Source organism: Anaerolactibacter massiliensis (genome assembly GCF_900290205.1).
GTDB classification, from domain to species: Bacteria; Bacillota_I; Bacilli_A; order Erysipelotrichales; family Erysipelotrichaceae; genus Bulleidia; species Bulleidia intestinalis.
In genome coordinates this window covers 765,444-777,886 of the sequence record NZ_OLMH01000002.1, presented here as the reverse complement: position 1 = coordinate 777,886, position 12,443 = coordinate 765,444, and the positions used below count along the sequence as shown (strand labels likewise).

Here is a 12,443-nt window from a genome sequence, read left to right as displayed (position 1 = left end):
GAAAACATTAGGAGTATAGCACTTTCACATAACTGCTTCAATGCCGAAAAACCGCTGAAACAGGCCAAAAGAGCGCAGATGAATACCTGCGTGAAGTTCCAGGAAAGAAACGAGAATCCCGGTCATGGAGCTCCAGTCACGGAAATACGGAGAAACCAGGTCTATCTGCTCCGGACCTGCCTTGGCAAGCACCCGGAATGCCCGCAGCTGTTCAATCGTCCAGGGCTTCAGATTTCTCGCGGCTGCATCCTCTGTGCAGAGAAATCCGCCTTCTTTCAGAGAGAATGCAGAAGCTTCCGGTTTTCTGCAGAGTACGCATGCATCGACTTCCGGGCTGATCCCATGAGTTCTCAGCATGGAAGAAAGAAACAGCGCGGCAGTGAGATCCGCAGGTTTCTTCTCATTCAGATGCTGAAAGGAAAGATCGAGCAGCCGGTACGTTTCTGCAGCCGACTCCTCATCCGGCCCTTCCAGCGTCATCGCATCCGCACATTCGGCCATCAGGGAAGCAGCACAGCCAGCCAGCAGATCTTCGTGCAGAAAGCGGTACAGAGAAACGGTGCGGGCTGTCTTCATGCGGAACATCGTCCGATCCGGACGGTAGTCCAGCGAGAACTCTGCCTTCGTATACGGAAGCACGGAACCGGCATTCTTCGAATTCATCTTTCTGACTCCGGCAGCGACCAGAGAAAGCTTTCCATAGTCTTCTGTCAGCACCGTCAGGATCACAGCATTTTCCCGGTAGTCTGTCTGTTTCAGAATCAGTCCGGTGATCTGCTCATTCATCGATATTTCCGTAGCCGTACTGGGAGATGCGGGAATCCCGGTCGCGCCATTCTTCCTCGACCCGGACGAACAATTCCAGTTTCACTGGACATCCGACAAGTTCTGAGATATCCGGAATCGCAGCCGTGCGGATGCGCTGCAGCATCGATCCTCCCTTGCCGATCAGGATGGCTTTCTGCCCTTCCTTCTCGACTAAGATCATGGCCTGCACATAGCACGTTCCTTCCTCAAAAGTCTTCGACTCGACGACTACAGCGGAAGCGTGCGGGACTTCCTGTTCCGTGCAGAGAAGGATCTTCTCCCGGATGATTTCGGCAATCCGGAAGTTCTCCGGTTCATCGCTTACGATATCTCTCGGAAACATCGGATCTCCTTGGGGCAGATACCTGATGGTCGTATCCAGCAGTTCCCGGAAGTTTTCCTGCTTCAGTGCGGAGATCGGAAAGTATTCTGCAAAGGAGAACTGCTTCTGATAGCTCAGCAGCGTGTTCAGGATATCATCTTTCTTCATCCGGTCGATCTTGTTCAGAAGCAGGAAGACCGGAAGACCGGTATTCTTCACCATCTCCAGCACGTATTTATCACCTGGCCCGTACGGAACGCTGCCATCGATAACCAGGTAGATCAGGTCCACCCCCTGGATCACATTGGCAGCCTCTTTGTTCATTCTGGTTTCCAGGCGGTGTCTTGCTTTATGAATGCCCGGCGTATCCGTGAAGACGATCTGGGCATCTTCGGTATTGACGATGCCGCGGATTTCCGAGCGAGTGGTCTGCGGCTTAGCCGAGACGATCGCGATCTTCTCTTTCACCAGGGCATTGATCAGCGTAGATTTGCCTGCATTCGGCCGTCCGGCAATTGCAACGAATCCGGACCTCATCGAATGACGTCCTCCGTCGTAAACTGCAGCGGCAGAAGTTCATCGATGTCCGTATCCTGGGATTCTCTGCCATTGGAGAGATAGATCGGGGTATGGTGATCCAGCAGCTCTGAAAGCACCTGGCGGCAGATGCCGCATGGTCCGGCGATCCGGTCGCCGTCGGAGACGATGGCAAGCGCTGCAATTGAATCTTTGCGGTAGCCTCTGCTGTATGCCGCAAAGACCGCGGAACGCTCCGCGCAGTTGGTAGCGCCGAAGCTGGCGTTCTCGATGTTGGTTCCCCAGAATACCGTTCCGTCCTTGCACAGGACAGCGGCCCCGACATGGTATTTCGAATATGGTGCGTAGCTGTTCTTCATTGCCTTGAATGCTTCGGCAATCAGTTCTTCTTTCGTAAGCATGTTTCTTCCTCCTAGTTCAGATGCTCCAGCAGGATCATGACCGCAATCACCAGCGCGGTCAGCGCAGCAATCAGCACGCCTCCTGCCGACATATCCTTGATCACTTCAATCCGGTGATCATATTCCGTGCTGTGCAGATCGCACAGCTTCTCAATGCACGTATTGAATACTTCAGCGCCAATGACAAGGCCGATCGCCAAGACCACAAAAGCCCATTCCAGGATCGTAAGCTTCAGAACGAAACCGGCGATGACGGCAAGGATGCCGAGGATGATCTGAATCCGTACGGCCGGATGCCTCCAGGCGTCTCTCAGGCCATGAAAGGCAGGCAGGAATTTCTTTTTCAGCATGACGAGTTCCGCGGCAGAATCGGGTCCAGAATCTCATCCTGCAAAGCAAACATGACCTTCTCGTCTTCGGGTTTCATATGATCGTAGCCAAGACAATGCAGAAGGCCATGGCAGAACAGAAAGCCGACTTCCCGCTTCAGGGAATGTCCGTATTCCTTCGCCTGCCTGGCGGCATAGTCGATGTTCAGAAACAAGTCGCCGAGATCGGCATGTTCTTCCGGCGTCTCGCCGGGATACGAGAAATCATTGGCAGCGAAGCTGATGATATCCGTAGGCCGGTCGATATTCCGGTATTCCCGGTTGATGACATGAATCGTGCGGGAACGCACGAAGGTGACTGAAATTTCCAGATCGTCCGAAAGGCCGAGCTTTTTCTCTGCAGCACTGCTGATCTTCCTGAAAAGCGGAAGATAGGCTTCCGCAGGCTGGTTCGTGCGGTTGATGAGCGTTATTTCCATGAACAGAATCCTGCCTTCTTCTTCCGGTATTATAGCACGCGGGTATTGTTTTCATGCGGTTGACCGCAGACTCTGATCACTTTACAATAACTTCTGAATAACAAATCTTACAAACTCACAAGGAAAGTCTAGAGGGAAGATATGACATTGTCATCCATCAGCTGGGATATGATACTGGGCGGCTTCGGCCTGTTCATGTTCGGTATCAGCTTCATGGGCAGCGGCCTGAAATCCGTGGCGGGAGATCAGATGCGCGATTATATCAATAAGTACACCGCCAGTCCCTTCAGCGCCATGCTGATCGGAATTGCCATGACCATTCTGATGCAGTCATCTTCCGCCTGCACCGCCATCACGATCGGTTTCGTGCGGGCAGGTCTCATGAACCTCGAACAGGCAGCTGGCATCGTCATGGGTGCCAACATCGGCACGACGGTCACCAGCTTCCTGATCTCGATGAATATCGATGAATACGCCATGTACATCGTCTTCGCCGGCTGCATGCTGATTGTCTTCGGCAAGAAAAGAAAGACGCAGTACTACGGCGATGTGATCCTGGGATTCGGCTTGATCTTCTATGGTCTGCGCTGCATGGGCGATTCGCTTTCTGCCCTCAAGGATCTTCCGGAGTTCAGCGATTTTGCCCTGCAGATGAGCAATAACTCCTGGCTGTCGATGATCACCGGTGCCATCATGACTGCTGTCGTCCAGGCCTCTGCCGCAACGATCGGCATGGTGCAGAAACTCTATCAGGCAAATGCCCTGACCCTGCAGGCTTCCCTGCCGTTTATGTTCGGTGCCAATATCGGCACGACGATCACTGGTATCCTGGCGGCGATGGGAGGGAGTCTGGGAGCCAGGAGAACTGCATGCCTGCATACCGTATTCAATATCTTCGGAACGCTGCTGGGAATGCTGCTGTTAACGGCGTATACGAACCTGATCACGTCGTTAGCGAATCTATGGCATCTGAATCCGATGATGCAGATCGCCATTGCAAACATGATCTTCAACATCACGACGACCATCATCTTCATGCCGTTCCTCAAACAGATTGTCGGAATGATCTCAAAGATCATTCCTGGTTCCGAACCGACAAGACCTGAAGTCAGCATCGATAATCTCGATGCGAATATCGGTACGCTCCTTCCGGCAGCCGTCATTGAAGAAGCAGAGCAGGCAATCGGCAAGATGGCTGATGTCGTCCGCCAGGATATCGCGGAAACCCGCGACTTCCTGAATAAGCCCGGTACTGCGGATGACCGCGAGCTGCTGGATCAGAATGAAGCGCTGATCAACCGATGCGACAAGAAGATCACGGAGTTCCTCGTCAGTGCCAGCGTCAAAGCTTCATTCCCGCCGCAGGATAAAGAGAATATGCGCATGGATCTGGAAGTCATCAAGAACCTGGAACGCATCGGCGACCTGGCCATGAATCTGACGGAATTCTTCCAGATGGTATTCGATGACGACGGCATGTTCACTCCGGATGCGATTGAAGACATCAATACGATGTTTGATATCCTGCTTCATATGTACAGCCGGGCAATTGAAATCTACCGCACGAAAGACAGAAGCCTGTTCGCTTCTCTGGAAGAAGATGAGAACGCGATGGATGCGATGGAATACCGTTCCCGCCAGGCTCACTTCGACCGCATGAGCCGCAATGAATGCTCGTCTGCAGTTGCTGCTTCCGTCTATTGCGACATTCTCGGAAACCTCGAGCGTATGGGCGATCACTGCTGCAATATCGCAAGGATTTCCCTGTCGGTGACAGCGGAAGCTGCCGCAGAGGCATAATCAGGATTCTCAGGGTGATGGAGTTCATGCTCATCGCCCTTTTTCATGCATGCATAAAAAGATCAGCCTCCCATAAGGAAGCTGGTCGGAAAATGATTCAGTTCTTCTTTTCGTACTTCTCGTAGCGTTCCAGGATCTTCTGAACGAGCGGATGGCGCACGACATCGTCGCTCGTCAGATGCATGATTGCGATCTCATCCATGTCTTTCAGAACCAGCGAAGCATCAATGAGCCCGGATGTCATTCCCGGCTTCAGGTCAATCTGCGTGATATCGCCGGTGATGACCATCTTCGAATGGAAGCCGAGTCTGGTCAGGAACATCTTGAGCTGGGAAGGCGTCGTATTCTGTGCTTCATCCAGGATGACAAACGCATCATCCAGCGTTCTGCCGCGCATGTAGGCTAATGGCGCAATCTCGATGATCCCTTTCTCCATCAGCGTTTCCGTCTTCTCGTTTCCGAGCATCTCATGCAAAGCATCATAGAGCGGCGTCAGATACGGATCGACTTTTTCCTTCAGATCGCCTGGCAGAAAGCCGAGCGATTCGCCTGCTTCCACGGCCGGACGGGTCAGGATGATACGATGCACATCGCCTTTCTTCAGGGCAGTCACCGCTTCAGTCACCGCCAGGAAGGTCTTGCCAGTCCCTGCCGGTCCGATCGCAAAGACGATGTCATAGCGTTCCATCGCTTTGACGAATGCATTCTGGCCTTTCGTCTTGGGAACGATGGGCTTGCCGGAATAGGTTCTTCCGACCAGCACCCGATTCCAGTCTTCAAAATCGATCGGCTGCCCGCTGACTGCCAGCCGGCAGGCATAGATGACATCCTGCTCGCTGATGGCATGTCCTTTCTTCACGGCAGCTACCAGTGCCTGCAGCACTTCTCTGAGCTGTTCTTCTTTCTGATCGGAATCTTCATGCATAGTGAAGACGCCGTCCCGGAAGGAAAGTTCCGTCTGAAGGCATTCTGATAGGATCGTCAGATTGCGGTCGCCGGAACCTACCAGGTCCATTTCCTGGCTGGTGCTCAGATCTTCCAGTCTGATTGTTCTGGTTTTCTCCAAGGAATATCCCCCTTTGTATACGGTGTCATTTTATCGCAAACCACCGGCAAGAAAAAGAGAAGCATCTCTGCCTCTCTTACTTGCCACGTCTTCTTGCTTTGCGGGCAGCTTCGCTCTTCAGCTTCCGCTTGACACCCGGCTTCACGTAATATTCTCTCTTACGAGCCTCAGCAAGGGTTCCGTTGCGAGATACCTGACGCTTGAAACGGCGCAGTGCATCATCAAGACTTTCGTTCTCTTTCACTACAACTCTCGGCATTCTGTATCCCCCCTTCCTGGTTTAGACAGCACGGATATCATACCAGAGCATGGCTCTGAAATCAATGGATTTTTCACTTTGAAACAAGTTCGCAGCCATGGCTGGTGCCGATGCGCTCTGCACCTGCATCAATCATCGCCTGGAATTCTTCCGGAGTCCTGACGCCGCCGGCAGCCTTGACCTTCAGCTTGTCTCCGACGGTTTCTTTCATGAGCTTCACATCATGAACAGTAGCTCCGCCAGCTGAGAAGCCAGTCGAAGTCTTGACGAAATCTGCTCCGGCAGCCATCGCATCACGGCATGCCCGGACTTTCTCTTCATCTGTAAGCAGGCATGCTTCAATGATGACTTTCAGCACATGCGTTCCGACAGCTTCCTTGATCTTCCTGATCTCATCTGTCACATAGGCATCATCCCCGTCTTTGAGCTTGCCGACGTTCAGAACCATGTCGACTTCATCAGCGCCTTTCTTCACAGCATCTGATGCTTCGAACACCTTGGCTTCCGTGGTCATGGCGCCAAGCGGGAAACCGATGACAACGCAGACATTGACATCAGAGCCGGCCAGTTCTTTCTTTGCGACATCAATCCAGCATGGATTGACGCACACGCTTGCGAAGTCATATTCCTTCGCTTCCCGGCAGAGTTTTTCAATGGCAGCCTTCTGTGCTTCCGGCTTGAGCAGAGTGTGATCGATATACTTGGATGGTTTCATGAAACAATTAGTCCTCCCTGTTTCCGAAATAGTATTTGCGGACCGCTTCCCGGGCGATCGCATCATCGCCTTCATACGGTTCTCTGCCGAATTCGCGGTAGATGAACTTCTCATCGCCTTTGCCCATGATGATGATCGTATCGCCTTTATCAGCGATCTCGACGGCCTGGCGTATCGCATCATAGCGGTCTTCGATGATGACATATGGCTTCTCATGAATGCCGGAAGCGATCTCCTTGCAGATATCGAGAGGTTTCTCATTGCGCGGATCATCTTCCGTCAGGATGATCATGTCGGCATACTTATCAAGCAGCTGGCCGAAGATCGGACGCTTGGCCGTATCACGCTTGCCGGCAGAGCCGGTGATCGCGATGATGCGGTTTCCTTTCGGCGTGATCGCACTGGCATACTGGCATAGCTTCTCAATGCCGTCCGGCGTATGCGCGAAATCGACGAGGATATTGAACGGCTGACCTTCATCAATCCGCTCCATGCGGCCGGCAATCTGCGGAATATGCTTGAGCAGCGGCAGCATCTGCGTGATCGAGACGCCCTTCTGGTTCATCGCCGCGATCGCAGCGACGAGGTTGTAGATATTGAAGCGGGCAACGAGATTCGTCTCAAGCTCGTATTCCATGTTATTGCAGCGAAGCGTGAAAATCGTGCGGTCTTTCAGCAGCTGATAGCGGGTGACCTGGTAATCTGCAGGATGATCGATGCCGTACGTGACGACCGGGCACTTGCAGTCGGCCACGATTTTCATGCCATACGGATCATCCACATTCGTGATTGCCACGCAGGATTCCTTCAGATGATCAAACAGCTTCTTCTTGGCCTGGAAGTAATTCTCCATCGTGCCGTGATAGTCCAGATGATCATGCGTCAGATTCGTGAAGATTGCCGCATCGAAATCAATCGCATCGACTCTGCCTTGCTCGATGCCGATGCTGGAAGCTTCCAGTGCACAGCAGCGGATGCCGGCCGAGACCATATCCGCAAGGATGCCATGCAGGTCATCAATGTCCGGTGTCGTCAGCAGCGGCGGCAGCTTGACATTGCCGTATTCAATCGCAATCGTGCCGATATAGCCGGTCGGCATGAACTGGTTCATGACATCGCGGATGATGCAGGCGATGCTGGATTTGCCGTTGGTACCGGTGACGCCGAACATCAGGAGATTGTGGCTCGGATAGCCGTAGAAAGCATCTGCAACCTTGTTCAGCACTGCATTGACGTCTTTGACTTTGATATAGGTGATATCCGGATGCTTGTTTTCCAGAGGCTCGGAATGCACGATGACCTTGGCACCATTCTGGATTGCCTGCTCCACGAAGCGGTGGCCGTCAAACATCATGCCCTTCTCGCAGAAGAAGATGGAATCCGGCCGCTTCTTGCGGCTGTCCACCATCAGACTGCGGATTTCAATATCCGGTACGTTTTCAAATAATTCACTCAGTTTCATCTTATTTCTCTGCCTTTCAGCACTCCGCAGAGCTGATGATCCCGAAGCTCAGCAATCGTGATGGTGCAAAGTTCGCCGCGCGGATGCAGCCCTTCGACACTCACCGGCAGATATTCGCTTGTGTGGCCCTGGGTTTCTGTTTCCGTATGTTCCTCGAACAGGATTTCTGCATCCTTTCCGATCCAGGATGCTTTATACGAGTCATACAGCTGCTCGGACAGCGCAATGCATGCGGCAGCTCTCTTTCTGCGGACTTCCATCGGAACCTGGTCCTTCATTGCGGCAGCTTTCGTTCCTTCTCTTGCTGAGAACGGGAATACATGCAGAAATGAAAAGCGGCACTTCTTCAGAAACTGCATGGTTTCTTCTGCTTCTTCATCCGTTTCGCCAGGAAACCCCGTCATCAGGTCGCATGAAATCGAGATATCCGGAATCCTTCTGCGGATCTCTTCTATTTTAGCATAATAGAATGCCGTATCATACGGGCGGTTCATGCGCTTCAGCACCGTGTCTGAACCAGACTGCAGCGGGATATGGAGATGGCGGGCAATGCGCGGATTCTCTTCCAGAAGATCCAGGAACGGATCATCAAGTTCCGTCACTTCGATCGAGGAAATACGCAATCTGGACAGTTCCGGCACTTCCCTGAGAATCCTCCGGATCAGATCCGCAAGCGTCATGTGATACTCTCTGCCGTATCTGCCGGTATGGATGCCAGCCAGCACGATTTCGTGATGGCTCTTTGCGATGCGCTTTGCTTCAAGGATCACGCGATCCGGATCCATGGAGCGTTCTCTGCCTCGGGCATACGGAATCACGCAGTAGCTGCAGAACTGATTGCAGCCATCCTGGACCTTCAGATACGCTCTGGTCTGGTGTTCGAAACGGTCAATCGGCATCTCATCGAAAGATGCATGTTCCAGATTATCCACGCGCACGATGCGCATGCCATCGCGGAAATACTCATCCAGGGCATCCGGGATTTCTTTCTTATGGGCACTGCCGATCACAAGTTCTGCATCCGGCAGCTTGTCCCCAGCAATCTGCGCATAGCAGCCGGCTGCTACGATCACGCAGTCCGGGTTCAGCTTCCTTGCCCGATGGGCCATCTGCCTGCTTTTGGCAGCAGCGGTATTCGTGACCGCACACGTGAAGATCAGCGAAGCATCAGCAGGCTCTTCAAAAGGAACGCGCTCATATCCGCGTTCTTCCAGCTGTCTGGCAATGCTTTCTGCTTCATAGTCATTGACTTTGCAGCCAAGGTTCTTGACTGAAAATTTCATTCTCCTGCTGCTGTCCTCCTCATTCACAATCTTTTTCTGCCGTTTCCAGATATCCGCTGATCAGAGCACATGCCGAAATGGCCGCAGTCTCTGCCCTCAGAATTCTGGGACCGAGGCTGATTGAAGAAAAGCCCATCTGATTCAGAGCAGCGTTTTCTTCTTCGGAGAAGCCTCCTTCCGGTCCGATCACGATCGTGATCGAAGCAGGCTTCAGAACCTCCAATAGAAACGGAGAGGTCCCGTAGGCATTCTCATAAGCAGCCAGATTGAGCTCTGAAGAGTATCCGGAAAGCTGTCCGAAGGAACAGATGTTCTCCAGTTCAGGAATGCGGTTGCGCTTGCATTGTTCTGATGCTTCCTGCAGGATGCTGTTCCAGCGCTCTTTCTGGCGGTCTGCTTTCTCGCTTCTGGCATGGACGACGCAGCGGCTGGATTCAAACGGGACGATGCGGGTAACCCCGAGTTCTGCTGCCTTCTGCAGAATGAGTTCCATCTTCTCCCGGCGGATCAGAGCCTGGGCAAGCGTGACCTGGAATGGCAGTTCATTGATTCTCGGATCGATGGAAAGAACTCTCGCAGCGAATTCCTTTCCTTTCGGATAAGCATCGGCAAAATAGCCGATGCCATCATGGACCAGCCGGATCGTCTCATGATTCATCCTCAGCACGGTACCTGCATGATGCGCCTGGGCTTTCGGAAACACATATTCCATGCCGGGTTCCAGCGGCACTTCCGTGAAATACTGCTGCATGCATGATCAGAAAGACGGCCTCAGCGGTCGTCTTCCTCTTCCTCCTTCTTGTCGCTGCGATGATCGCGGCGATTCTCCTTTTCTTCTTTCTTCGGGCGGATCTCAACGCGGATCTGGATGACCTTGCGCTGATCTGCCTTCGTGATCGTGATATGCAGATGGCCGAAATCAAACTCTTCGCCTACCTGCGGAATGTGATCCAGTTCATGGATGACCCAGCCGGAGACGGTGATGAAGTCATATTCATCTTCTTCCGGCTTCTCGCCGAATCGGTCGAGCATATCATCGATATCCGCGTCGCACTGGACGAGATACGTCTGATCATCGATCTTCTGATAATATTCCTTGACCGTATCATGCTCGTCCCAGATTTCTCCGACGAGCTCTTCGATGATGTCTTCCATCGTGATGATGCCGGCAGTTCCGCCGTATTCATCCAGCACGACTGCTAAGTGAACCTTCGCTTTCTGCAGCTGCTTGAGCAGCGTCGAGATCTTGACGTTCTCGCTTGTGTAGACGACCGGCTTGATGATCTTGCGGATGATGGCTTTCTCTTTGTCCTGATACAGCAGGTTATAGAAGTCCTTCTCATGAATCAGGCCGACGATATTATCAATCGAGCGCTCATACACCGGCAGACGCGAGAAGCTGTTCATGCGGAACGTGCGTTCGATCTCTTCCACCGGCGTGCCGATTTCCACGGCGACGACATCGACTCTCGGAGTCAGGACATCGCGGACATCAAGATCATTGAATTCAATGGCTGCAGAGATGAGATCGGATTCATGTTCTTCCAGATCTCCTTCCCGCTCTGCTTCATCTACCATCGTGATCAGCTCATCCTGGATATCGCTGTCATCATTCTCGACATGAATCAAATGCTGCACGAGATTCTGCCAGCCCCGGAACACGAGGCTCAGCGGCGTCAGAATGGTCATGAAGAACTTCACGAGACCGACCAGCCGGCAGGCAAAGGCTTCCGGTGCCTGCTTGGCAATGCTTTTTGGAGCGATCTCGCCGAACATCAGCACGAGCAGCGTCATGACGATGGTCGAGATGGTGGCGCCCCCTTCCCCGTAAATGCGGGTGAACAGAATGGTCGCCAGGGTAGCAGAAAGAATATTGACGATGTTGTTTCCGATCAGCACGGTAGAAAGAAACTTATCGTAATGATCCAGAATGTCCAGAGCTCCCTTGGCACCCGGCTTGCCATCATTATCCATGCTCTTGAGCTTGATCTTGCTGGCAACGGAGTACGCCGTTTCAGTTGCAGAGAATATGCCTGAGAAGATCACGAGAATCACCAGGCTGATCACTAAGCTTTCAGTCGACTGGTTACTCATAAATGCTCCTCATCAGGGTGATGCGTTTTCGATCGGGTATAGGATCCACGGTTCCTGTATCTCATCCTTTCCTGTTTTATAAACAGCAAACATTGTATCATTCCGCATGATTCTGCGCAAATTCAGCGCAGCAGTCCCGCCAGCGTCTCAACGACATAATCCGGCTTGCTGGACAGATCAAACAGATCGGTGTTCTCATCACCAGCCGAGGTCACGAGCACCGAGCGGATGCCGGCGGCTTCCGCAGCCGGGATTTCGCGGTGTGCATCGGCAGCCGCAAAGACTGTAATCTCAGCCGTCGCATTAAGATAGCGCATCGCATGATACAGCAGCATCGGACTCGGAAAGTCCGCATGAAGTGCTTCAGTTCCGGAAGCTGCCTCCAGCATCTTCGCTACCGCCGCCGGACCGATCAGAAAACTGTCATCCTGGGAAGGCTCCCGGAACTGTTCTTCCGTCAGAATCAGCCGTGCTCCCTGCTTCAATAGCTTTGCCGCATAGCAGTAATCAGAATATGCCGCATTATGATCACTCCCGAGAAAGATCCAGTCACATGGATCATGGTCCAGAAAGAAGCCTCCCCTTTCCAATAGATCCCGCATGCCCCGGCCGCCGATCATGCTGGCCTGGCGCTTTGATCCATCGGTCCTGGCAATCTCATCGATCGCAGCCATGACCGTGGTATAGAGATCTGCTTCCTCAATCGGAAGCTTCTGTTTCTGAAATGCTTCGGCCATCTGCTGGTTGGTCCTCACGGAGCGATCTGACAGGACGCAGATGAGTGCTCCTTCTGCTTTCTTCTCCTTCAGAAAGCGGACTGCACCAGGCAGTGCATGCTTTCCATCGCTCAGACATCTTTCTGAAATCAGCCAGTTTTCCACGTTCGCTA

The 12,443-nt window shown here is 52.7% G+C and carries 14 protein-coding genes; 1 reads left to right on the top strand and 13 read right to left on the bottom strand.

Annotation, left to right across the window (positions count from 1 at the left end; genetic code table 11):
* Positions 1 to 24: 24 nt before the first annotated feature.
* The 5 genes from recO to ybeY are packed head-to-tail and all read right to left on the bottom strand — an operon-like array spanning position 25 to position 2,875.
* Positions 25 to 786, bottom strand: a complete 762-nt coding sequence (gene recO, locus C7E00_RS07230) for a DNA repair protein RecO (RefSeq protein WP_105303655.1) — start codon at positions 784 to 786, stop codon at positions 25 to 27.
* Positions 779 to 1,666, bottom strand: coding sequence for a GTPase Era (gene era, locus C7E00_RS07225; protein ID WP_105303654.1), 888 nt, complete (start codon positions 1,664 to 1,666; stop codon positions 779 to 781). Before era ends, recO begins: the two co-directional genes overlap by 8 nt.
* On the bottom strand, positions 1,663 to 2,067 hold the full coding sequence (cdd, locus tag C7E00_RS07220) for a cytidine deaminase (protein ID WP_105303653.1): 405 nt from the start codon (positions 2,065 to 2,067) through the stop codon (positions 1,663 to 1,665). Before cdd ends, era begins: the two co-directional genes overlap by 4 nt.
* 11 nt (positions 2,068 to 2,078) lie before the next feature.
* Complete coding sequence (locus tag C7E00_RS07215; RefSeq protein WP_105303652.1) at positions 2,079 to 2,417, bottom strand: diacylglycerol kinase family protein; 339 nt, start codon at positions 2,415 to 2,417, stop codon at positions 2,079 to 2,081.
* Positions 2,411 to 2,875: an rRNA maturation RNase YbeY gene (ybeY, locus tag C7E00_RS07210; RefSeq protein WP_105303651.1), complete on the bottom strand. Its 465-nt coding sequence runs from the start codon at positions 2,873 to 2,875 to the stop codon at positions 2,411 to 2,413. The genes C7E00_RS07215 and ybeY overlap by 7 nt, the downstream gene beginning before the upstream one ends.
* A gap of 141 nt (positions 2,876 to 3,016) precedes the next feature.
* Here ybeY and C7E00_RS07205 point away from each other — a divergent pair, with 141 nt between their 5' ends.
* Complete coding sequence (locus tag C7E00_RS07205) at positions 3,017 to 4,675, top strand: Na/Pi cotransporter family protein (RefSeq protein ID WP_105303650.1); 1,659 nt, start codon at positions 3,017 to 3,019, stop codon at positions 4,673 to 4,675.
* 97 nt (positions 4,676 to 4,772) lie between these two features.
* Here the strand turns inward: C7E00_RS07205 and C7E00_RS07200 are convergent, their stop codons facing one another.
* The 8 genes from C7E00_RS07200 to C7E00_RS07165 all read right to left on the bottom strand — a co-directional run bounded on the left by C7E00_RS07200 (position 4,773) and on the right by C7E00_RS07165 (position 12,435).
* Positions 4,773 to 5,741: a PhoH family protein gene (locus C7E00_RS07200; RefSeq protein ID WP_328597255.1), complete on the bottom strand. Its 969-nt coding sequence runs from the start codon at positions 5,739 to 5,741 to the stop codon at positions 4,773 to 4,775.
* 76 nt (positions 5,742 to 5,817) lie between these two features.
* Entirely contained in the window at positions 5,818 to 6,000 is a 183-nt protein-coding gene (gene rpsU / locus C7E00_RS07195; protein ID WP_105303649.1) for a 30S ribosomal protein S21, read from the bottom strand.
* A gap of 73 nt (positions 6,001 to 6,073) precedes the next feature.
* Positions 6,074 to 6,715 (bottom strand): deoxyribose-phosphate aldolase, encoded by a 642-nt coding sequence (gene deoC, locus C7E00_RS07190; RefSeq protein WP_105303648.1) that lies wholly within the window; start codon positions 6,713 to 6,715, stop codon positions 6,074 to 6,076.
* A gap of 7 nt (positions 6,716 to 6,722) precedes the next feature.
* The gene (locus tag C7E00_RS07185) at positions 6,723 to 8,177 is read right to left on the bottom strand and encodes a UDP-N-acetylmuramoyl-L-alanyl-D-glutamate--2,6-diaminopimelate ligase (protein WP_105303647.1); all 1,455 of its coding nucleotides are present in this window, start codon (positions 8,175 to 8,177) and stop codon (positions 6,723 to 6,725) included.
* On the bottom strand, positions 8,174 to 9,460 hold the full coding sequence (gene mtaB, locus C7E00_RS07180; RefSeq protein ID WP_135358187.1) for a tRNA (N(6)-L-threonylcarbamoyladenosine(37)-C(2))-methylthiotransferase MtaB: 1,287 nt from the start codon (positions 9,458 to 9,460) through the stop codon (positions 8,174 to 8,176). The genes C7E00_RS07185 and mtaB overlap by 4 nt, the downstream gene beginning before the upstream one ends.
* Positions 9,461 to 9,479: 19 nt before the next feature.
* Entirely contained in the window at positions 9,480 to 10,211 is a 732-nt protein-coding gene (locus C7E00_RS07175) for an RsmE family RNA methyltransferase (RefSeq protein WP_105303645.1), read from the bottom strand.
* 20 nt (positions 10,212 to 10,231) lie between these two features.
* Positions 10,232 to 11,554: an HlyC/CorC family transporter gene (locus C7E00_RS07170; RefSeq protein ID WP_105303644.1), complete on the bottom strand. Its 1,323-nt coding sequence runs from the start codon at positions 11,552 to 11,554 to the stop codon at positions 10,232 to 10,234.
* A 122-nt stretch (positions 11,555 to 11,676) separates the two neighbouring features.
* Complete coding sequence (locus C7E00_RS07165; RefSeq protein ID WP_135358186.1) at positions 11,677 to 12,435, bottom strand: HAD hydrolase-like protein; 759 nt, start codon at positions 12,433 to 12,435, stop codon at positions 11,677 to 11,679.
* Positions 12,436 to 12,443 lie beyond the last annotated feature (8 nt).

Coding starts and splice junctions, on each gene's coding strand:
- recO (WP_105303655.1), bottom strand. CDS start 786: ATGAATGAGCAGATCACCGGACTGATTCTGAAACAGACAGACTACCGG.
- era (WP_105303654.1), bottom strand. CDS start 1,666: ATGAGGTCCGGATTCGTTGCAATTGCCGGACGGCCGAATGCAGGCAAA.
- cdd (WP_105303653.1), bottom strand. CDS start 2,067: ATGCTTACGAAAGAAGAACTGATTGCCGAAGCATTCAAGGCAATGAAG.
- C7E00_RS07215 (WP_105303652.1), bottom strand. CDS start 2,417: ATGCTGAAAAAGAAATTCCTGCCTGCCTTTCATGGCCTGAGAGACGCC.
- ybeY (WP_105303651.1), bottom strand. CDS start 2,875: ATGGAAATAACGCTCATCAACCGCACGAACCAGCCTGCGGAAGCCTAT.
- C7E00_RS07205 (WP_105303650.1), top strand. CDS start 3,017: ATGACATTGTCATCCATCAGCTGGGATATGATACTGGGCGGCTTCGGC.
- rpsU (WP_105303649.1), bottom strand. CDS start 6,000: ATGCCGAGAGTTGTAGTGAAAGAGAACGAAAGTCTTGATGATGCACTG.
- deoC (WP_105303648.1), bottom strand. CDS start 6,715: ATGAAACCATCCAAGTATATCGATCACACTCTGCTCAAGCCGGAAGCA.
- C7E00_RS07185 (WP_105303647.1), bottom strand. CDS start 8,177: ATGAAACTGAGTGAATTATTTGAAAACGTACCGGATATTGAAATCCGC.
- mtaB (WP_135358187.1), bottom strand. CDS start 9,460: ATGAAATTTTCAGTCAAGAACCTTGGCTGCAAAGTCAATGACTATGAA.
- C7E00_RS07175 (WP_105303645.1), bottom strand. CDS start 10,211: ATGCAGCAGTATTTCACGGAAGTGCCGCTGGAACCCGGCATGGAATAT.
- C7E00_RS07170 (WP_105303644.1), bottom strand. CDS start 11,554: ATGAGTAACCAGTCGACTGAAAGCTTAGTGATCAGCCTGGTGATTCTC.